Consider the following 20,884-nt stretch of genomic DNA (forward strand, 5'->3'; position numbering starts at 1 on the left):
CGACTATGGAACGTTTGCTGTTTGTGGATGATGACTTGGAAATCCTTGAAATTAACCGTAAGTATTTTGAAACATGCGGGTATCACGCAGACACTGCTACCGATGCCCTGGCTGCTCTTTCCTGTTTGTCAGAACACACGTATCAGTGTATTATCCTGGACATTCATATGGAAAAAACGGATGGATTCTGTCTCTGCCGGACGATTCGTGCAAATTACAGCATACCCGTGATCTTTCTGACTAATCTGACCGATGAAGAGATCATGATAGAAAGTTTTGACTGCGGCGGGGATGATTATATTACAAAGCCTTATCTCTTAAAAGAACTGGAAATGAGGATCAGGGCCAGAATACGAAACTCCCGCTGCACCGTTCCTTCCTGCCGGACGCCCGGACTGTCCGTGGATAATAACGAAAAGCAGGCATACATTGGAAATCTTCCGCTGAATCTGACGGTCAATGAATTCGAAATTCTGAGTTTTTTAATGGATCATAAAGGCATTCCCTACCGGCAGGAAGAAATTTACCGCGCGGTATGGGGTGAGTCCTGTTATAATACACACAGTATTCAGATCCTGATTATGCGGATCCGGAAGAAAATCCAGGTACTGTCTCCCGAAAAAGAATATATTAAAACACAGTGGGGAAAAGGGTATCTCTTCACAGAGTAAACAAAAACTATAGGGAGTCTGCCATGCACTTAAAAACAGAAAGATCCAAAAAGAAACTGTTATCCGTCTTTATCCTCGCCGCCGCTCTGCTGTTTGCTGCTTTGCTCTTTACCTTTTGCTATTCCATGGACAATAAGTATACCTCATCAAATACTGATCCCTCTAAAGATCTGGTTCCTCTGACCGGACAGTGGGAATTTTATTCCGGCCGTCTGTACACACCAAAGGATTTTTCTGCAGGATCCGCAGAGTCTCCTGAAATCATCACTATTGGCCAATTTGGAAATTTTTCATCCCATCAGCCAAGTCAATCACCTTTTGGCGCCGCTACTTACCGTAAAGTTTTAAATCTTCCTTCTTCTAAAGACGCTTGGATGCTCGAAGTGCCGGAAATTTTCTCTTCCTGCCGTATCTATGTCAACCAAACGCTGGTCCGGCAAATGGGCAGCCCCGATGCAGTTCCCGTTTCCCGGCATATACAGAATACATTGATTCCTCTTCCGTCCGGAACCGCCGAATTGGTCATTCAGGCCGCAAATGACACCCATTATTACAGCGGACTTACCTATCCTCCGGTCCTCGGAACGAGCAGTGCCGTTACAAATGCCCTGACACAAAAAATGATCTTCTATGCCCTGCTGTGCTTTTTCCCTCTGGGAGCGGCCGTCACATCACTGGGTGTCTGGGTCCGGAAACATTCGGACCCGGTCTTTGCCGCATACGGACTGGTCTGCCTGTTTTTCTCAATTCATGTCAGCTATCCGTTTTTTCACTGGCTTGGATGGGATCTTTGGGGAACATCCTATCTAATTGAAGATGTGTCCTATTTTGCAATGCTTGCCTGCATGGTTTTGCTCACCAGCCGGCTGTGCAGAGGAATTCTTCCGGCCAGACTGCACATTTCTGTTTACGTGTTTACGGTCCTGATGTCCGTATCTCCCGTCATTTTTACTTATGTACTTTTTCCGGCATTTCATAATATCGTCAGCATTTACGGAACCATCATCTATACCTCTAAGCTGCTGATCAGCTTTTATTTGATCCTCCTGTCCTTCCTTGGAATCCTGAATGACCGGTCTTCTGTATGGCTGCTGGCAGGAAATGCAGTGTTTGGATTCGGACTTTTCACCGATCTGTGGACCGGAGGAGACTATGAACCCCTCCGGTTTGGATGGCAGGATGAGTACAGCGGTTTTCTGATGGTTCTGCTTTTTATGATTTTGATCATCCGGTATAATCAAGACCTGATTTTGAAAAACCAACGTCTGACCATGCATCTTCAGGCGGAAGTGGACAAGAAGACTGCCCGTCTGTCGAAGATGCTGGAAGAACGAAAGGAATTTCTCTCGATTGCCGCACACGATCTGAAGGCCCCTGCATCGGCGATCAAAACTTATATTGATTTTATACGCGAGGGCGGAATCAATATTGATGAAGAGCTGGAGCAGTATTTGGAGATCATTGACAAAAAATCTTCTCAAATACAGAGCGATATCAGCAGCCTGCAGATTTTTAACGCAGAAGATAAGATTCATGAACCGCCCTGCCTTATAGACTGCAATGATTTTTTAACCTATGTTTATATGGAGACAAAACCGTATACGGATGCCAACGGCATCTATTTCAATTTAAATCTTCCGGAAAATCATTGTTTTATTTGGCATCAAAAAGCCCGTCTTTTCCGGGCATTTGAAAATATTATCCTGAACGCCACCGAACATACTCCGCCGGAAGGCTCCCTGACAATCGACGCTGAATATAACGGGCAGCAGGCTGTGATCACCTTTACCGATACCGGCGAAGGAATATCTTCGGATGACCTCCCGCACATTTTTGACTACAAATTCAGCACGAAAAACAGCCCCGGTACAAGTGGCCTTGGTTTATATTTTGTACGGATCTCTCTTGAGGAATACGGCGGAACCATAAAGGCAGCATCCAAGAAGAACCGATATACGGTCTTTACCGTTACCCTTCCTCTGGCTGAAGAAAAAATGGAATAAAAAGATACCGCTTTTACAAACTCTTTATAAAAGCGGTATCTTTTATTTTATCTGGATTCGGTCTTATCCGAATAAGTCAGACTGTAAAGACCTGTGGACTTTTTCGTATCTTTTGTCACCTTTATGTAATAGGTACCTTTCTTTAATTTGCAGTTAAAATAATGTGTTCCTGAATATTCCATTGTTTTTTTCTTCGTCTTCATGCCTTTTCCGTAAACTGCGGCTTTGATCCTTCCGGAATTGTTTTTCGTTGTAAGTTTCATGGAGATCTTTCCGTTTTTTGAAACCTTAAACTTATAATAATGAGTTTTTTTCGCTTTATCCGCATCGGTAAACAAATTGCTCTTTTTTTTGCCCTGAGTCAGAAGCTTTGCCTTTGCTTTTGTTACCGCATAACTATTTTTATATACCGTATCCACGTACATAAACTGTGACACATATCCTTTCGGAATCTTTGTCTTCAGACGGTAAGTTCCCGGACTCAATGCAAAGTGTTTGTTTATTTTTTTTGATGTATAACTCATTTTGTTTGTTACCGCTGTATATTTTCCTTTTTTGCCTTTCTTCTGAATATAGAAGGGAACTGATTTTTTATAGGCCTCAGACAAATGGCTGTTATTCCCTGACTTATACTTAAAAGTCCGGCCAACGGTCTGGATATGGCTTTTCTTCTTTACTTTAAACGTCTGGTAATTCCATTTTCCCGTTCCTTCTTTAATCTTATTTTTGGCAGATGTGAACCTGCTGCTGCCGGAATCCACATACCCTGCGTCGATTACACTGAACTGAGGCTCACTGATACTTCCAGTTAATGTATAAGTTCCTTTTTTAAGATGCTTTACAATCCGGACAGCTCTCCCCGTCCACTTCTGTCCCTGAAAACTTATGGTCCAATTTTTCTTCAGGTAGGCATTGTCATTTTCATCTCCTCTTACTCCGTAAAAATCTAAAAACACTGTAGATTCTTTCGGAACTACGATTTTAATGTTCATTTTTTTTGTTTTGGTTACAGAGTATTGATTAAAGACTCCATCATCCGTTACGTCCTTCAGCTTAATCTGACCGCCGGAAGCCTTGATCGTGCTTCCTGCTGCCTTCACAACTTCTTGGGCAGTTCCTGCCCCCAAAGTTCCGGCCAGCATTGCCGCTGTCAAAAAAATACCGGTCACGATCTTCCCCCATTTTTTCATCATAAACTCTCCTCCTATTCTCTAAGACCAACAGCTGCTGCGCTCACAGGCCATCCTGTGAAAGTTCCTTTTTATTCTAGCATAAGAAGCTATCCATACAGACGGTATTGAACACTTGTTGTTATTTGTTGTTGATTGACTTTTCCCCTGTTTTGAGCTACTATAAATGCAGTGAAAAATATCATTCTGAAGCCAGGGTACTGCCCGATGCCAAGATTGATCCTTTATAAACTGCGCAGAGTTTTGTATACAAAACTCTATTTTATACTGTGATAATCAGGCATATTCCGGATGGGATATGCCTTTTCTATTGTATAAGGAGGTTCATTTTATTATGAAGGAAACACGGATTGCACTGATCGGTATCATCATTGAGGAAGAAAAAGGCATAACTCCAACCAATCAGCTGCTGCATGAATACCGGGATTATATCGTCGGCAGAATGGGCATTCCCTACCGCGAAAAGGAGATCAATATCATCTCCATTGTTTTAGACGCACCCGAAAACACCATCAGCACTTTATCCGGCAAGCTCGGAATGATTGAAGGAATCAGCGTAAAATCAATGTTTGCCAAGACCAAATAAAGGAGAGAAATCATGTACCAACCAGATTCAAAAATTGCAGAAGAGTTTATCAGTGACCAGGAAATCAAGGATACCCTTGCCTATGCCGACGCCAATAAGGATAACAGAGAGCTGATCATATCCATCATCGAAAAGGCAAAAAAACTGAAAGGGTTAAGCCACAGGGAGGCCTCGGTCCTGCTGGCATGTGAGGATAAAGAGCTGATACAGAAGGTCTTTGACCTGGCCATTAAGATCAAGGAGGAATTTTACGGAAACCGTATCGTTATGTTTGCCCCACTCTACCTTGCCAACTACTGTGTCAACGGCTGTGTGTACTGTCCATATCATTATAAAAACAAACATATCCGGAGGAAAAAGCTGTCCCAGGAGGAAATCAAAAAGGAAGTCATCGCACTTCAGGACATGGGACACAAGCGCCTTGCACTGGAAACCGGGGAAGATCCGGTCAATATTCCGATCGAGTATGTATTAGAAAGTATCAAAACCATATATGGAATCAAACATAAAAACGGAGCGATCCGCCGCGTCAATGTAAATATTGCCGCCACGACGGTAGAAAATTATAAAAGGCTGCGGGATGCAGGGATTGGTACGTATATTTTATTCCAGGAAACATATCATAAAGATAATTATGAAGTTCTGCATCCGACTGGGCCGAAGCACAATTACGCATACCACACGGAAGCTATGGACCGGGCCATGGAAGCAGGCATTGACGATGTAGGCATCGGCGTCTTATTCGGCCTGAACATGTACCGCTATGATTTTGCGGGACTTTTAATGCACGCAGAACATTTGGAGGCCAGGTTCGGCGTAGGCCCCCATACGATCAGTGTTCCAAGAATCCGTCCGGCAGACGATGTAGATCCTGATGAATTTGAAAACGGAATCAATGATGACATTTTTGAAAAGATCGTGGCGATTCTCCGCGTGGCAGTACCGTACACTGGCATTATTATTTCCACCAGAGAAACAAAAGAATCCAGAGAGCGGGTGCTACGAGTGGGTGTCTCCCAGATCAGCGGTGCATCTTCTACCAGCGTGGGAGGTTATGCGGAGCCCGAAAAGCCGGAAGACAATTCTGCACAGTTTGAGCGGAGTGACGACCGTACATTGGATGAAGTTGTGAACTGGCTCCTCGACCTGGGTCATATCCCGAGCTTCTGTACTGCCTGCTACCGTGAAGGAAGGACCGGAGACCGCTTCATGTCTCTTGTAAAATCCGGCCAGATTGCCAACTGCTGCGGTCCAAACGCCATGATGACCCTCAAAGAGTATCTGGAAGATTATGCTTCTGAGGATACGAAACAAAAGGGAGAAAAAGTGATCAAAGAAGCTTTGGAAACGATCACGAATCCGGTGGTAAAACAAAAAGCAAAAGAATATATTGAGAATATCCATGAAGGAAAACGAGATTTTAGATTTTAGGAGAATCCCATGTTTGAATCTTTAAAACATCATATCCCAAAACGAATCGGAGAAGAAAAGGAAATGTCATTTGCGGTACTCATCCCCCTGATCAAAAAGGGGGATGAGTACCACGTTTTATTTGAGGTGCGCGCAAAACACCTGAACAAACAGCCGGGAGAAGTCTGCTTTCCCGGAGGCAAAGTGGAGCCTGGAGAATCGACCTATGAAGCGGCTGTCCGGGAGACTATGGAAGAATTGTTTGTAGAAAAAGAGACCATTCAGGTTTATGGGGCTTTGGATTATCTTCTGACTCCGTATCAGACACGCATAGAACCGTTCCTTGCGGAACTCCGTGATTACCACGGCCAGTTTTCCCGGGATGAGGTGGATTCCGTCTTTACCGTCCCACTTGATTTCTTCCTTGAAAATGAACCGGAGTATTACAGCAATGTTCTTATGACAAAACCGCAAAAAAATTTCCCTTTTGCCGACATTCCAAACGGGGAGAACTACCCGTGGGCAAAAGGGAAAAATGAAGTTTGTCTATACCGCTATAAAAAGCATGTAATCTGGGGCATGACCGCCAGACTACTGCTGTATAATATTCAGTATATTCGGGATTAACTGTTTCTTTCTGGACATCACGCCCGGAAGCTTTGCGACACATCCGTCTGTCTCGGCTCCAAAGCCCTGTGAAATGATGCCGCTGCTCTTATCTCCGATCATAATAAGATAAGTCGTCTCTTCCAGAATATTGGTCAGCATAAAATAGATCATATCCAATCCCTGTTCATTTCTGACCGTCTCGGCATACGGTATGATCTTGTCTTTGATCTCCTCTAACTCACCCTGATCCAAAGACGTGATTTGTCCCACTCCGAAGGAGACATCTCCTGAGGAAAACTTCTTATAATCCTGATAAAAGATCTCATCGGCAGCTTTGCCTTTCAAGTCACTTCCTGCACGGAACATCTGCTTGGCATATTCTTCTATCTCTATCCCTGCAATCTCTGCCAGCTTTCCGGCAGCAGCCTCATCCGCCGGGGTACAGGTCGGTGACCGGAACATGAGCGTATCGGAAAGGATCGCGGAACAGAGCAGACCTGCCATCGGCTTCGTGATCTCCACACCATGTTCTTCATACATCTGTGTCACGATCGTTGCCGTACATCCTACCGGCTGGTTCCTGAAATAGACAGGCGACATCGTCTCCATAGAGCCCAGACGGTGATGGTCAATAATTTCCAGAATCTCACACTCTTCCAGTCCCTCCACGGCCTGTGACAGTTCATTGTGGTCTACAAGGATCATTTTTCTCTTTTCAAATCCCAGCATACGCCGTCTCGATGCCAGACCAATAAACTCTCCCTTTGGGTCAAGGACCGGAAAATAACGGAATCTCTTTTTGGCCATCAGTGCTTTCACATCATCCACATAGTCATTGGAAGAAAAGGTGATGATATTTTCTCTGGTCATCACATAGGAAATCGGCATGGACTGGCAGACCAGCCTGCCGGCTGTAAAAGTGTCGTAGGGTGTCACTAGGATCCGGCATCCTTTTGACTCTGCCATCTCCTGAATTTCCCTGCTCACTTTGCTGCCCATACATACGATAATACACTGGGCGCCGATCTCAATAGCACGCTTTTGGGCATCATCTCTGTCCGCAAGGATCACCAAGTCCCCCTCTGTCACAAACTGTTCCATCTTGTCGATGCTGGCAGCAGATACTGTCACCTTTCCGTGATCGATAACATCTGAAATATTGCCTGCCCTCATCACACCATCCAGAGTTTTGACCAGATTTTGATATGGTGTCTTTGCCTTTGCCAGTATTTCACTGTCATAAACATCCATGTCCGCATGGGCGATATCACTGATCGTTGCCATGCCTTTCAGACGGTTATTTTCCAGGACCGGAAGAGCCACCAGTTTCAGCTTCTTCATCCGATCCCCTGCCTCTTTGATCGAGATGTCCTGCCTGACACCTTCCACCTCATGCAGCGTGATATCGCTCATCCGGGGCCTGATATCGCTCAAAAACTCCGGGGCCTTCACTTGAAACTGCTTTAATACAAAACTCGTCTCTCCATTGACGTTGCCGGCCCTGCGGGCTTCAAATCCCCCTCCGTTCACCTGATTTTTCAGATTCGCGTAGGCGATCGCAGAGCAGATGGAGTCCGTATCCGGATTCCTGTGCCCGATTACATAAGTACTTTTCATGGCTCCTCCTTCTGTTCCATTGGAAGTCTGACAATAAACTCCGTGAAATCCTTATTACTGTTCGCAGTGATCGTTCCCTGATGAAGCTCTACGATATCTCTGGCAATCGCAAGACCAAGGCCCGCTCCGCCGGTCTCCGTAGACCGCGCTTCATCCAGACGGTAAAACTTCTCAAATAAATTCTCAAGTTTATGCTTCGGTATCTCTTTTCCCTGGTTCCTGATCCTGATCACAGCCTCTTTATCTTCTCCCGACGCGCTGACCTCGATGGCTGAATTCGGGTAACAGTAGGAAACTCCGTTTCTTAAAAGGTTTTCAAAGACACGGGCCAGTTTGTCCGGGTCCCCGTGGATCAGGATTGAGTCTTCGATCTCCGTGCGGCAGATCAGGCCGCGTTCTTGAAAGACCGGTTCAAAAGAATCCAGTACCTGTTCTAACAAAACATACAGATAGAATGTCTTCTTTTCCAGAGTAATATTCTGAAGATTATATCTTGTAATCTCAAAAAATTCGTTGATCAGATCCCCCAGACGTTTGGCTTTCTCCAGAGAAATATGTGTATATTTTGCCCTCTGTTCCAGAGGCATATCCGGTGCCTCGCTTAAAAGACTCAGATATGCAATCACCGATGTCAGAGGTGTCTTCAGATCATGGGCCAGATAGACCACCAGATCGTTTTTGCGCTGCTCGCTCTCCTGGGTCTGCCTGCGCTGTTCCTTCAGATTGGCCTTGATCTCATTGAGACGGTTTTCCATAGGCTGCAGTTCCGGCTCCAGCTCGATCAGATCGCTGGAGTCTGTCAGAATCATATCGATTCCGGATTCAATCTGCCTTAAATAGGTTGTAAACCTGGACATACCCAGATAAAAACTGCAGAGAAACAGAAAGATAAACCCCGTAGAAATAATCATGGTCTTATTGTCCCAGAAGATCGCACGGTACAGATGAATAGCACTCTCATTGTCGAATCCGAACTTCTCAAAAAAGTGCACCATACTGTCTGCAAACGGTGCCTGGAGCACTCCGTCCACAAAGACAAAAATAAACAGATAGCCAAAGATGCCTACCAGAAGGCTGATGCCCAGAGTCTGGAGCATGATCCTGATCTTTAAGCTCCGGTATTTGTTCCATTTACTCCTCAACTTTATATCCCACTCCCCAGACAGTCTTGATCAGCTCCTTATGTCCCATCACCTCTCCGAGCTTTTCTCTCAGATGGCGGATGTGGACCATAACTGTATTGTTGTTGTTCTTGAAATACTTTTCTTTCCATACCTGCTCAAAGAGATTTTCTGAACTGATCACCTTGCCCTTATTCTTAGTGAGTATCCAGAGAATCGAAAACTCCAGAGGCGTCAGTGTCACTTCCTCTTCCCCGTACAGACATTGGTGTGTATTCCTGTTCAGCACCAGTCCGGCAATCTCCAGAGTATCTTCGCTGCTCTGTCCGCTGCCGTCATTATAGCGGATAAACCGGCGCAGCTGAGCTTTTACTCTGGCCATCAGCTCCAGCGGTTCAAACGGTTTTTCAATATAGTCATCCGCTCCCAGGGTCAGTCCGTTGATCTTATCCATAGATGCTGTCTTTGCGGTCAGCATAATAACCGGAAAGTTATGGTCTTTCCGTATTTCTTTTAATATTTCAAAACCATCGATGTCCGGGAGCATCACATCCAGAATTGCCAGATCAATCTGCTCTTGTTTCACACATTCCAGTGCCCCGGCACCGCTGTAGTACTTGAACACCTCATAATTTTCATTTTTCAGATAGAGTTCTATAAAATCGGCAATTTCTTTTTCATCATCTACTACAAGCACGTTTGACTGCTTCATTGATACCTCCTAAATCTTCTTGCCGCCGTTGATCACCTGAAACGGCACGTCTTCCTGTTTCTTCGCCATATCCGAGAGCGTATGCCCTTTCTTCCCATAAATGGGTGTGTGATAAAAAACAGTTTTCAAACAATCGTAAAAAATCTTTTCGTCCTCTTCTTCGGCATCCAGGAGTCTGGATACTTTTACAACCGTGTCCAGATAACTGGCACCGTTCTGGATCATCAGAATGATGGACTTCATAATAACCATAGCCTTGTATCGGTCGTCCTCAATCTCCTCCAGAATATAGGTAAACATCTCGGAAACCCCCGGCCATCCGGTCACACCGTTGCCCATAGCAAGCGCCACATACTCATCTTCCGTGTATTCCCTGAAATTAAGATCCTGATGCTCATTCCACTCGTCAAACACTTCATTCCGGTCAAGGACCTCACGGCTCACCATAAACAGGCGCTTAGTTTTCTCATTGCGCAGCAGGATGCCGCTCCGCCAAAAGACGATCCGGATCAGCAGAAACCTTTCCATCTCGTCATAAGAAATCTTCTCTCCTGTCACCTGCACAAAAATATCATAGCAGTAATATACATCCAGAATTCCGTAAGTAAACAGCATCCCGAAAATAACCTGCTCCCATCTTGTATGCCGTTCCATGATCCTTCCGGACTTGTGGCTCTTTAAAGTAAAATAAAACAGATCCTTTGCTTCTATATTAACAGCCACCTGGTCCTCTTCTACATGAATGAATCCCAGATACCTGAGCTGCTGAAGATCGTTAAAATTGGGCTCCAGTGCAAACTGCCCATCCTTCTGTTCCCAAAGTTCAAACAAAAGGTCAATCGCCTCCGACTGAAGCATCCAGAGAAGAACCTGGGGCTCATCGATAAGTCTGCCGGCGATCTCCCCGGCCAGTTCAAGCTTGGCTGCATCTGCCTGCACCGGCAGAAAGAGGCGTTCACAGATTACGATTAAATTTCTTGTTTTATTGGTAGATAGTTCTTCTACATACGGCCGCTCTGAATACAATATTCTTGCCATCCTGACCACCTCTTTTTCTAATTTATTGTATCACAGTTTTTTGATTTCTTCTATTCTTTCTATTGCCATATCGTATCCCATCTGATACGTCTCCCTGAGCACATCGATATCCTTTTCAAAACTGTCAATGGGATGATCCGGCCTGAGAATCACAGCCTTTCCTTCTCTCTCCAGTCTCTCGCAGTACCTCACGGTGCGGTTGTACTCAACATGACGGTTCAGAAGAAGATCCGGAAGTTTCGGATACTTCCTTTTCAGCAGCCTGGATGTAACCTTATGGCTTTTGCTGAGTTCCTTTTGATATCCCTTTGGTCTTGTGAGTACGATCAAATGCTTGTCATTGCCGTCCCGTATTGCCTTGCGGACCGGAATCGGATCTGCAATTCCTCCATCAAAATAGGGAATACCGTCCAGATTGATCGCCGGGAAAACAAGCGGCAGTGCGCAGGTTGCCCGCAGCATCATGCACTCCTCATCCAAGTCTTTTCCATCTTTATACTCGATTTCTCCGGTCAGGGCATTGGTAACTCCCACCAGAATTTTTCCGTCGTATTTGTAAAAGGTGTCCCAGTCAAAAGGATATAATTTGTTTGGAATCACATTGTAAACAAAATTCAGCCCGAACAGACTTTTTTCTTTAATCAGATTCTGCCTTCCTATATATCTGGGGTCATTTCTATGATTCATAAGGATCTGAAGATTTCTCTCCCTCTGCCTGGATACGTAAGAAAAACCGTCACAAATGCCGGCTGACACTCCAATCACATATGGAAACATAATGTCGTTATCCAACAGGGCATCCATCACCCCTGCACTGAAAATAGGCCGGAATGTCCCGCCCTCTAATATTAAACTTGCCATTTTCTCTCACTCCTAACTGCATTTGGGCACTCCCCGGAATCCGCGGAAATGCTTCTTCTTTATTATAGCACAAAAACTGGAAACTTATTGTATGAGTTTTTATCACCGGATGGTCTATATTGACCAGTATTGCAGTTTTCAAACCATTGCACTTTCTAATAAACAATGATACAATACGAAAGATGACCTTTAAGGTCGTTTTTGAAACTAAAATGGGAGCTTTTACGGGCTGAGAGGAAGGATAAACCTTCGACCATCATACCTGATTTGGGTAATGCCAACGTAGGGATTTAGATGCTTATTGTAACGGAAGCATGTATATTAAATAGTAATGTTCCGAAAACTAAATACTGCATTTTAGATTCCCTCCCGACTGATTGAAACGAGGAGGTTGTAAGATGACTTACACAACACAGATGAATGCCGCCAGAGCCGGCATCGCAACCAAGGAAATGGAAACTGTCGCTGCCTATGAAGGCATGGATCTTCAGAAGCTTATGAGAGAAGTCGCCGCCGGCACAATCGTCATACCGGCCAACAAAAATCATAAATGCTTAAAGCCGTTCGGCATCGGCAATTCCCTGAAAACAAAGATCAACGTCAACCTTGGAACATCCAGAGACTGTCTGAATTTGGATGTAGAAATGAAGAAAGTAAATCAGGCTGTCTCCATGGGTGCGGAAGCGATCATGGATCTTTCTTCTTTCGGGGACACACAGACCTTCAGAAGAAAGCTTGTGGCTGAATGCCCGGCCATTCTGGGCACTGTTCCGATTTACGATGCCATTGTATACTACAACAAGGCTCTCAAGGATATCACATCCAGAGAATGGATCGACATATTTAAAATGCATGCAGAGGACGGAGTCGACTTCATGACCATTCACTGCGGGATTAACCGCAGTACCGCAGACCGTTTTAAGGCTATGAAGAGACAGATGAACATTGTTTCCCGCGGCGGATCATTGATCTTTGCCTGGATGGAAGCTACCGGCTGTGAAAATCCGTTCTTTGAATACTATGATGAGATTTTGGACATTTGTAATGAATATGACGTTACTCTAAGCCTCGGGGATGCCTGCCGTCCGGGGTGCCTGAAAGACGCCAGCGATATTTCTCAGATCGAGGAGTTGGTAACTTTGGGAGAATTGACGGCCCGGGCCTGGAAAAAGGATGTTCAGGTAATGATTGAAGGACCCGGACATATGCCAATGGACCAGATACAGGCAAATATGAAAATTCAGCAGACGATATGCAAAGGCGCGCCTTTTTATGTATTAGGACCGCTGGTTACCGATATCGCCCCTGGATATGACCATATCACTTCAGCGATCGGAGGTGCCATTGCAGCGGCATCCGGTGCAAGCTTCCTGTGCTATGTCACACCGGCCGAACATCTCCGTCTTCCAAATGTAGATGACGTAAAGGAAGGCATCATGGCTTCTAAGATCGCAGCCCACGCAGCGGATATCGCCAAAGGTATCAAAGGAGCTGCCGACTGGGACAATCAGATGGCCGCAGCAAGACAGAAGCTTGACTGGGAAGCACAGTTTAATCTTGCCCTGGATCCTGAAAAGGCCAGGAGGTACCGCGCTGAATCAAAACCTGAAAGAGAAGATACATGTACCATGTGCGGAAAAATGTGTTCCGTTCGAAATATGAATGCTGTGTTGGCAGGTGAAGATGTCGACGTAGTATAAACTAAAGGAGGATTTTACAGATTTATGAATGAAGAAAGAGGCGGCTTTTCCAGCAGAATTGGCTTTGTGCTTGCGACTGCAGGATCAGCGGTAGGATTAGGAAACATATGGAGATTTCCATATTTGGCAGCTAAATACGGAGGCGGCAGCTTCCTTTTGATTTATCTGATCCTTGCAGTGACCTTTGGGTTTACACTGATGATCACCGAGATTGCTATTGGCCGGAGAACCGGAAAAAGTGCCATACATGCATTTTCCTATTTTAATAAAAAATATAAGTTTATCGGTTATCTGACCAGTATCATACCGTTTATTATTTTCCCTTATTACTGCGTCATCGGAGGTTGGGTTACAAAATATCTGTTTGTCTCAATAAGCGGAAATATCAGCCAGGCGGCTGGAGATACATTCTTCGAAGGCTTTATCAGCCAGTCTGTAAGCCCTATGATATGGCTTCTGATCTTTGCAGGACTTGTACTGATCGTCGTAGCTCTCGGGGTTGAAGGCGGTATTGAGAAAGTCAGTACGATCCTGATGCCAGTCTTAATTGTATTGCTGATCGGAATCTCCGTTTACTGCATTACCAGAAAGGGAGCCATGGAAGGTGTACTGTATTACATCAAGCCAAATCTCAAGGATCTGACACCTACCACATTCCTGGCTGCTCTGGGACAGCTGTTCTACTCCATGTCCCTTGCTATGGGAATCATGATCACATTTGGTTCCTATATGCCGAAGAAGTCTAACCTTGAGAAGTCTGTTTCACAGGTAGAGATATTTGATACGGGTGTTGCATTCCTGTCCGGGCTTATGATTGTTCCTGCAGTCTTTGTATTTTCCGGAGGAAATGCGGATATGCTTGCATCCGGACCATCCCTGATGTTTAAAATGCTTCCAAAAGTTTTTAACAGCATGGCCCTGGGAACTGTTATCGGAGCTGTCTTCTTCATTTTAGTTTTCTTCGCGGCGCTGACTTCTGCGATTTCTCTTTTAGAAACGCTGGTCTCCATCGTAATGGATAAGTTTCATTTATCCCGGATCAGAGCCTGCATTACCATGTTTGTCATTGCAATGATCATGGCAGTGCCGTCATCTCTGGGATTTGGCATATGGAGTCATATCAAGCTTCTTGGCTTCAGTTTTCTGGATTTCTTTGACTTCCTGAGCAACAGTGTCCTGATGCCGATTGCAGCATTCTGCACCTGCATGTTTGCCGCTTATGTGATCAAGCCAAAAGAGATCATTGATGAAGTAGAAAGTTCAGGAGATTTCAAACGTAAAAATTTATATATTCCAATGATTAAATTTTTTGCACCGATTTGTATCATTGCCATTCTCCTGTTCTCCATACTACAGGGAATGGGTGTTATCACAGTATAATATTCTTTCGAAAAAGACACCGTATTCTGCGGTGTCTTTTTCGTGTCTAAACGTTGTCCATTTCATACATCTGATATTTTTCCGGAACCTGTATATAAGCTACCCTGTAAAAGTTATATTTTTTAATCATATACTCCTTGGCCCGTTCCAGGACATAACGATAGCAGTCTGTCATTCCATTTGCAAAAGAGTCGACTTTCCCATCATGCAAATGCTGAACTGCGGCAATAATCAGTTTATTTATTTTCTGAATTACTAGTTTTTTATTGGCATAATAAGCAATATAATGTCCCCATTCGGTAAGACGAAATGCCTCGATTAATATAGCACGCAGAGGCTCTAATTCAATATGTTTTAAGAGAGCTTCAAATATATCTATGATACAAATGGAATCTGGAAGTATAAATTTCTCTTCTAACTCTGCCACTTCCGATACAGTAAATTTAGGACCGGCTGCCAGTGCTGCCGGATAAATAATCAATGTAAGCAGCTGCAGTGCATGAAAATACTGCAGAGCTTCCTGTGTACGCCTTGGATTCGGAAGCATTTGATTCACCCGTGAATCATCTGGCTCTATAACAATAGTTCCCTTTGCATTTAAAGTTTTTACAAGCCCTCTCTGCTCTAATTCATTTAGTGCTTTCCTGATCGTAGATACAGAAACATCGTACTGTCCGGCCAGCTGCTTTTCAAATGGGAGATAGGTTCCGCAGGGATATTCCCCGCTGCCAATTTTCTGATTCAGATCACTGATAATTCTTGAGTAAAAGTAGTCTTTACCGCGTGTTGGTTTCCATAGAAACGGTACATCAGACGATACAGGACATCCAGGTGTGGAATCAGCTAAATACTCTAAGGTAACTGCAATTGAATCTGCAAATCTTTGAAATAATTTGTCTAGCTGACTGTGTTTCACAACTGGGTCCCTGCCCTTTAATATATCAATTATATCTGCTGTCATCGAGTCTGAACCCTGCAGATAAGTCTCTAAAAAATAAGGACATTTCTCCATAAAAAAATTCAGAAAATGATAAAGTTCAAAGGCAGAGTAGAGATTAGCAAGCAAGGGATTCCCACCGATTTCCAATACTTCTTTTAAAAAGGCAAAAGAAGGCCGCCAGCCGCTGGCTGCAGTTCCAAGGCGTGATGCTTTCATAGCCTGCTTATAATGAGGCATTATCTCCAAGTTACAGTCCTGTGCAGCAAAAACCAGCAGTGGAGGTGATATGAAAGCAAAAGTTTTGTATATTTGCATGATACTTTTCCTTTTGCTCAGAACATCAAACAGCATGTTCTCTGGTTCAGAAACGACTTTCCCCGGTAGGACGATCGGAGCAAGCCGGGGTTTTATGTCAATCAGTCCCTCTTTTTTCAATGCATCAAAAACCCGGTTGATTGTATATCTGCTTACATGGAATTGACTGCAGAGCATTCTTGAAGAAGGCAGACAGTCACCTGGAAGTATCCGTCCATTTATAATACTCTGCTTAATTTCCCTATAAATAAAAGAATACTTTGTTTCTTGTGGCTTCATATTCTATTTCCTTTCCATTTTTTTCATTATACTTCGTTTATACTGCCTTGTCATCGAAAAAAGTTAGAAGCTATATGTTCACCTTACCAATATGCTTATTGAATAGCTCCAGAACATTCATTTATAATAAAATAGTAGAATTTTTATGAAAGAGATTAAAGCACTATGGAAAAACAAAAAATCTTAATCGTGGATGATTCTGAAATGAATCGGGCCCTTCTGAGAGATATATTGAAGGATCAGTATGAAATTATAGAAGCTGATAACGGTTTAGCGGCAGTTAAAATCCTTTCCCGGAGGAGATCAGATTTCTCTCTCCTGCTTTTGGATATCATGATGCCCAAGATGAATGGATTTGAAGTACTATCCTTCATAAACAAACAGCAATGGAATGAAACACTTGCTGTAATCATGATTTCTGCTGATAATTCCCCTGAAAATATTAAACACGCTTACAACTTGGGTGCATTTGATTATATCAGCCGGCCATTTGATTCAACGATCATCCGCCGCCGTATATCCAATACTATGATTCTATATGCAAGACAACGCCGTCTCGAAACGATTATCGCAGAACAGTTTTATGAACAGGAGAGACATAATAAGCTGATGATCTCAATTTTGTCTCACATCGTTGAATTTCGTAATGGAGAGAGTGGTTTGCATGTGCTGCATGTAAATACCATCACAGAACTTTTGCTCAGGCATCTGATTCAGCTCACAGATCGTTATCCTTTATCTGAATCTGATATTACTTTAATTAGCACTGCCTCATCCCTTCACGATATTGGGAAGATTTCAATTCCTGATGCAATTTTGAATAAACCCGGACGCCTTACAGGGGAGGAATTCAAGATTATAAAAACCCACTCTGCCGTCGGTGCTGAAATACTGTCGGAATTGCCAGCTGAACAGCAGGAACTGCCGTTTATTAAAATTTCTTCCCAAATATGCCGTTGGCATCATGAACGCTATGATGGAAGCGGATATCCTGATGGGCTGAAAAAAGACCAAATTCCAATTGCTGCTCAGGTAGTTGGATTAGCTGATGTATATGATGCTTTGACCAGTGAACGGTGCTATAAAAAAGCATATTCTCACAAGAAAGCATTAAAAATGATTTTGTCGGAAGAATGTGGAAGATTCAATCCAGTTCTGCTGCAGTGCCTGATTGAAATTTCGGATAAAATTGAACTCCGGTTAAAGGATTCCTCTTTTGATCATAAAGCTGAAAATATACAGGAAATTAATAATATAACAGACTTTTACAAACTGTTTGCCCGTAAAAAATATATTTCAATATATGAAGAACAGCGTCAGCTGCAGTTATTGTATATTGATTCACTGACCGGTGTCTGCAACCGCCGATATTATGACGAACATTTTGAGGACTCAGATGATGCCGAAGCTGTTGTCGTTATTGATGTTGATAACTTTAAGTATGTTAATGACCAATACGGACATTATGTAGGTGACAGCGTGCTGCAAAATGTTGCTGAGACCATTTCATCGGGTGTGCGGAAGACAGATACTGTAATCCGCTATGGCGGTGATGAATTTATAATTATATTTTACCGTATTCCGGCAGATGTATTTAAGAAAAAACTGGAAGACATCAGACATGCCGTTGATATGCTGGTTATCGATGAATATCCCGAAATTCATTTGACCGTAAGTATAGGAGGAGTATACGGAACCGGAAGAACAAAAGAACTGTTTAAAACTGCAGACAGTCTTATGTATCAGGCAAAAACCACAAAAAATCAAGTGAAAACACGCTTTCTCGGCTTCGAAACAGAAGATAATAAAAAAGAAAACGGGATAGCCAGGGAGGAACAGCATCAATGAACAGAAGTAAAAAAAAGAATCCTACTATACGATTTTTAATCCGCAGCTTCATAGGGCTTCTGCTTTTCAGTATAGCTGTGTTCACCCTGCTGGGGATTTATATGAATCGGCAAAGCCGAAAGACCATCCATGAAATTGGAGAGATCTATATGTCCGGAATGAATAAGCAAATGTCCAGGCATTTTAAAAGTGTCATAAAACTGCGCTTTGATCAGATGGATGGTCTTGTTTCTGTAGTTTCGTCAAAAAATCATAACAAAAAGAGCTTATATAAAGAACTTGTCTACAGAGCAAAGGTAAGAGATTTTAACTATTTAGCAATATGTTCTAATGAAGGAAACTTCGAAACTCTCTATGGAGACCCGATACATCCGATTAATCCCAAACCTTTTGTCAAATCATTAAAACGAGGTGAAAGAAGAGTTGCTGTAGGTGTTGATTCAGCTGGTAAGAATGTGGTGTTGTTTGGTATCCAGGCTGATTATCCTATGCAGAATGGCGAGAAATGCATCGGTCTGACAGCCGCTGTTCCATTGGATTATATCACTGATTTTCTTTCCTTAGAAAACGAGGGAGATTTGATATATTATCATATCATTCGTCCGGACGGAACTTTCGTAATACGCAATCCCAACACTGAATTATGGGGCTATTTTGACCTGCTGCAAAAGCAGCATAAATCTGCAGAGAAAACATTATCCTCAGATAATTCTCTGAGAGAGTTTGATACCGCCCTGAAAGATAATAAAGAGTACTCTGCAGTAATAAAGGGCAGTAAAGAAGACCGTCAGATTTATAGTATGCCTTTACCTTATTCTGAGTGGCATCTGATAACAGTGATGCCATACAGCATATTGGATGAGACCATAAACAGCCTTAGCTTTCAGCGTCTGGTCATTACTTTGCTGGCCTGTGTTTCTATATTAATTAGTCTGGTATGGATATTTTTCCGTTATTTTTTCATAACCCGCGTGCAGCTGCAGGAGTTGGACAAAGCCCAGCAGAAAGCCCTTAAAGCAAGTAAGGCAAAGAGTGAATTCCTGGCCAACATGAGTCATGATATCCGTACTCCTATGAATGCAATTACAGGTATGACTGCGATTGCAACAGCCCATATAGATGACCCAAAGCAAGTAAAGAACTGTCTGAGAAAAATTGCATTGTCGAGCAGGCATCTGCTTGGACTTATAAACGATGTCTTAGATATGTCTAAAATCGAAAGCGGTAAATTGACATTAACTGCAGAACAAATCTCCTTAAGGGAGGTGGTCGATGGAATTGTAAGCATTATGCAGCCGCAGACGAAGGCAAAACAGCAAAGCTTTGATGTGCATATCGAAAATATTTTCACAGAGAATGTATGGTGTGATGGAGTCCGCCTAAACCAGATTCTGCTTAATCTTTTGTCTAATGCCACTAAATACACCCCTGAAAAAGGTTCTATCCGATTATTCATATGCGAGGAGAACTCCCCAAGAGGAGAAGATTACGTCCGTCTTCATATTAATGTTAGGGACAATGGAATCGGTATGTCACCGGAATTTCTCAAAAAGATTTATCAGTCCTATAGCCGGGCTGACGGAACAAGAACCCGTAAAACAGAAGGCGCCGGTTTGGGAATGGCAATCACAAAATACATAGTGGACGCCATGGACGGAACAATCGACGTACAGAGCGAACCAAACAAAGGAACAGAGTTTCATATCAAACTTGATTTTGAAAAAGCCCCTGCCTTGAATGTGAATATGGTTCTTCCCTCTTGGAACATGCTCATAGTTGATGATGACAAATCATTATGCCAGACCGCTGCAAATACACTAAGATCCATGGGTATAAAAACTGATTGGACGCTGAGCGGGAACAGGGCCATGGAAATGATAATGGAACATCACAGAAAAAGAACTGACTATCAAATCATCCTATTGGACTGGAAACTGCCTGATATGAATGGCCTTCAGATCGCACAGGAGATCCGCCGTAAAGTAGGAAATGAAATACCTATTCTGTTGATTTCTGCATATGATTGGAGTGAATTTGAAATAGAAGCCCGTGAGGCAGGTATTAATGGTTTTATTTCCAAACCGCTCTTTAAATCAACTTTATTCTATAGTCTGCGTCAGTTTATGGAAAATGAACAGATAAAAGAACAGATTCCGGATCAGAATTTTGATCTGTCAGGCCGTCGGATCCTGCTCGCTGAAGATAACGAACTGAACTGGGAGGTCGCAAAAGAACTTCTGTCTGATCTGGGTGCAGAACTTGAATGGGCAGAGGATGGACGGATATGTCTGGAGAAGTTCCAGACATCACCTAAAGGATACTACAGTGCTGTTCTGATGGACATTAGAATGCCTCACATGACAGGATATGAGGCAGCCAAAGAAATCCGGTTGCTGGATCACCCTGACGCTTCATCTGTTCCTATCATTGCTATGAGTGCTGATACCTTTTCTGAGGATATCCAGCATTGCTTAGAGTGTGGCATGAACGCCCATATAGCGAAACCTGTTGACATAAAAGAATTAGTGGGAATTCTGAAAAAATACTTAAAATAGATGTATGAGTTTTTATCCATTATCTCCAGTCGGCTCTGGAAAGGCCTCC

The 20,884-nt window shown here is 43.4% G+C and carries 16 protein-coding genes and 1 riboswitch; of the genes, 9 read left to right on the forward strand and 7 right to left on the reverse strand.

Features of this window, described 5'->3' with window-relative positions; translation table 11 throughout:
- Positions 1 to 5: 5 nt before the first annotated feature.
- Both ANCC_RS14070 and ANCC_RS14075 read left to right on the forward strand, forming a co-directional pair.
- Positions 6 to 671 carry a response regulator transcription factor gene (locus tag ANCC_RS14070; protein ID WP_039946315.1) on the forward strand — a complete coding sequence of 222 codons (666 nt, stop codon included), beginning with the start codon at positions 6 to 8 and terminating at the stop codon, positions 669 to 671.
- Between the two features lie 23 nt (positions 672 to 694).
- Positions 695 to 2,674, forward strand: coding sequence for a sensor histidine kinase (locus ANCC_RS14075; RefSeq protein ID WP_006566153.1), 1,980 nt, complete (start codon positions 695 to 697; stop codon positions 2,672 to 2,674).
- 47 nt (positions 2,675 to 2,721) lie between these two features.
- Here the strand turns inward: ANCC_RS14075 and ANCC_RS14080 are convergent, their stop codons facing one another.
- The gene (locus tag ANCC_RS14080; RefSeq protein ID WP_006566154.1) at positions 2,722 to 3,867 is read right to left on the reverse strand and encodes a hypothetical protein; all 1,146 of its coding nucleotides are present in this window, start codon (positions 3,865 to 3,867) and stop codon (positions 2,722 to 2,724) included.
- Positions 3,868 to 4,198: 331 nt separating this feature from the next.
- On the opposite strand from ANCC_RS14080, the gene ANCC_RS14085 reads away from it, so the two are divergent.
- From ANCC_RS14085 to ANCC_RS14095, 3 genes are read left to right on the forward strand one after another with little or no spacing between them, the layout of a single operon-like run.
- Positions 4,199 to 4,450 (forward strand): TM1266 family iron-only hydrogenase system putative regulator, encoded by a 252-nt coding sequence (locus ANCC_RS14085; protein WP_009290985.1) that lies wholly within the window; start codon positions 4,199 to 4,201, stop codon positions 4,448 to 4,450.
- A gap of 12 nt (positions 4,451 to 4,462) precedes the next feature.
- Positions 4,463 to 5,881 carry a [FeFe] hydrogenase H-cluster radical SAM maturase HydG gene (hydG, locus tag ANCC_RS14090; protein ID WP_006566156.1) on the forward strand — a complete coding sequence of 473 codons (1,419 nt, stop codon included), beginning with the start codon at positions 4,463 to 4,465 and terminating at the stop codon, positions 5,879 to 5,881.
- Positions 5,882 to 5,890: 9 nt separating this feature from the next.
- Positions 5,891 to 6,487, forward strand: a complete 597-nt coding sequence (locus ANCC_RS14095) for an NUDIX hydrolase (protein ID WP_006566157.1) — start codon at positions 5,891 to 5,893, stop codon at positions 6,485 to 6,487.
- Here ANCC_RS14095 and ANCC_RS14100 read toward each other — a convergent pair.
- Genes ANCC_RS14100 through ANCC_RS14120 form a run of 5 tightly spaced genes read right to left on the reverse strand, consistent with a single transcriptional unit; the run spans position 6,452 to position 11,818 of the window.
- On the reverse strand, positions 6,452 to 8,086 hold the full coding sequence (locus ANCC_RS14100; RefSeq protein WP_006566158.1) for a putative manganese-dependent inorganic diphosphatase: 1,635 nt from the start codon (positions 8,084 to 8,086) through the stop codon (positions 6,452 to 6,454). The genes ANCC_RS14095 and ANCC_RS14100 overlap by 36 nt on opposite strands.
- Entirely contained in the window at positions 8,083 to 9,228 is a 1,146-nt protein-coding gene (locus ANCC_RS14105) for a sensor histidine kinase (RefSeq protein ID WP_009290981.1), read from the reverse strand. Before ANCC_RS14105 ends, ANCC_RS14100 begins: the two co-directional genes overlap by 4 nt.
- Positions 9,218 to 9,919: a VanR-ABDEGLN family response regulator transcription factor gene (gene vanR, locus ANCC_RS14110; protein WP_006566160.1), complete on the reverse strand. Its 702-nt coding sequence runs from the start codon at positions 9,917 to 9,919 to the stop codon at positions 9,218 to 9,220. Before vanR ends, ANCC_RS14105 begins: the two co-directional genes overlap by 11 nt.
- A 9-nt stretch (positions 9,920 to 9,928) precedes the next feature.
- The gene (locus ANCC_RS14115; RefSeq protein ID WP_006566161.1) at positions 9,929 to 10,957 is read right to left on the reverse strand and encodes a hypothetical protein; all 1,029 of its coding nucleotides are present in this window, start codon (positions 10,955 to 10,957) and stop codon (positions 9,929 to 9,931) included.
- Between the two features lie 30 nt (positions 10,958 to 10,987).
- On the reverse strand, positions 10,988 to 11,818 hold the full coding sequence (locus ANCC_RS14120; RefSeq protein ID WP_006566162.1) for a patatin-like phospholipase family protein: 831 nt from the start codon (positions 11,816 to 11,818) through the stop codon (positions 10,988 to 10,990).
- A 202-nt stretch (positions 11,819 to 12,020) separates the two neighbouring features.
- A riboswitch (TPP riboswitch) is annotated at positions 12,021 to 12,124 on the forward strand.
- Positions 12,125 to 12,216: 92 nt separating this feature from the next.
- Here ANCC_RS14120 and thiC point away from each other — a divergent pair.
- Positions 12,217 to 13,518, forward strand: a complete 1,302-nt coding sequence (gene thiC, locus ANCC_RS14125; RefSeq protein ID WP_006566163.1) for a phosphomethylpyrimidine synthase ThiC — start codon at positions 12,217 to 12,219, stop codon at positions 13,516 to 13,518.
- A gap of 24 nt (positions 13,519 to 13,542) precedes the next feature.
- Positions 13,543 to 14,898: a sodium-dependent transporter gene (locus ANCC_RS14130; RefSeq protein ID WP_006566164.1), complete on the forward strand. Its 1,356-nt coding sequence runs from the start codon at positions 13,543 to 13,545 to the stop codon at positions 14,896 to 14,898.
- Between the two features lie 46 nt (positions 14,899 to 14,944).
- Here ANCC_RS14130 and ANCC_RS14135 read toward each other — a convergent pair whose 3' ends face one another.
- On the reverse strand, positions 14,945 to 16,432 hold the full coding sequence (locus tag ANCC_RS14135; protein WP_006566165.1) for a GntR family transcriptional regulator: 1,488 nt from the start codon (positions 16,430 to 16,432) through the stop codon (positions 14,945 to 14,947).
- Between the two features lie 165 nt (positions 16,433 to 16,597).
- Here ANCC_RS14135 and ANCC_RS14140 point away from each other — a divergent pair, with 165 nt between their 5' ends.
- Together ANCC_RS14140 and ANCC_RS14145 are read left to right on the forward strand one after the other, a co-directional pair.
- Complete coding sequence (locus tag ANCC_RS14140) at positions 16,598 to 18,280, forward strand: GGDEF/HDGYP domain-containing response regulator (RefSeq protein ID WP_006566166.1); 1,683 nt, start codon at positions 16,598 to 16,600, stop codon at positions 18,278 to 18,280.
- On the forward strand, positions 18,277 to 20,835 hold the full coding sequence (locus ANCC_RS14145) for a hybrid sensor histidine kinase/response regulator (RefSeq protein WP_006566167.1): 2,559 nt from the start codon (positions 18,277 to 18,279) through the stop codon (positions 20,833 to 20,835). The genes ANCC_RS14140 and ANCC_RS14145 overlap by 4 nt, the downstream gene beginning before the upstream one ends.
- Positions 20,836 to 20,884: the final 49 nt, after the last annotated feature.

It is taken from the genome of Anaerostipes caccae L1-92 (assembly GCF_014467075.1).
GTDB lineage: Bacteria > Bacillota > Clostridia > Lachnospirales > Lachnospiraceae > Anaerostipes > Anaerostipes caccae.

Bases quoted from the DNA above. Each gene is read 5' to 3' on its own strand.
- ANCC_RS14080 (WP_006566154.1), bottom strand. From the start codon at position 3,867: ATGATGAAAAAATGGGGGAAGATCGTGACCGGTATTTTTTTGACAGCG.
- ANCC_RS14130 (WP_006566164.1), top strand. From the start codon at position 13,543: ATGAATGAAGAAAGAGGCGGCTTTTCCAGCAGAATTGGCTTTGTGCTT.
- ANCC_RS14085 (WP_009290985.1), top strand. From the start codon at position 4,199: ATGAAGGAAACACGGATTGCACTGATCGGTATCATCATTGAGGAAGAA.
- ANCC_RS14070 (WP_039946315.1), top strand. From the start codon at position 6: ATGGAACGTTTGCTGTTTGTGGATGATGACTTGGAAATCCTTGAAATT.
- ANCC_RS14100 (WP_006566158.1), bottom strand. From the start codon at position 8,086: ATGAAAAGTACTTATGTAATCGGGCACAGGAATCCGGATACGGACTCC.
- thiC (WP_006566163.1), top strand. From the start codon at position 12,217: ATGACTTACACAACACAGATGAATGCCGCCAGAGCCGGCATCGCAACC.
- ANCC_RS14135 (WP_006566165.1), bottom strand. From the start codon at position 16,432: ATGAAGCCACAAGAAACAAAGTATTCTTTTATTTATAGGGAAATTAAG.
- ANCC_RS14115 (WP_006566161.1), bottom strand. From the start codon at position 10,957: ATGGCAAGAATATTGTATTCAGAGCGGCCGTATGTAGAAGAACTATCT.
- vanR (WP_006566160.1), bottom strand. From the start codon at position 9,919: ATGAAGCAGTCAAACGTGCTTGTAGTAGATGATGAAAAAGAAATTGCC.
- ANCC_RS14120 (WP_006566162.1), bottom strand. From the start codon at position 11,818: ATGGCAAGTTTAATATTAGAGGGCGGGACATTCCGGCCTATTTTCAGT.
- ANCC_RS14075 (WP_006566153.1), top strand. From the start codon at position 695: ATGCACTTAAAAACAGAAAGATCCAAAAAGAAACTGTTATCCGTCTTT.
- ANCC_RS14145 (WP_006566167.1), top strand. From the start codon at position 18,277: ATGAACAGAAGTAAAAAAAAGAATCCTACTATACGATTTTTAATCCGC.
- hydG (WP_006566156.1), top strand. From the start codon at position 4,463: ATGTACCAACCAGATTCAAAAATTGCAGAAGAGTTTATCAGTGACCAG.
- ANCC_RS14095 (WP_006566157.1), top strand. From the start codon at position 5,891: ATGTTTGAATCTTTAAAACATCATATCCCAAAACGAATCGGAGAAGAA.
- ANCC_RS14140 (WP_006566166.1), top strand. From the start codon at position 16,598: ATGGAAAAACAAAAAATCTTAATCGTGGATGATTCTGAAATGAATCGG.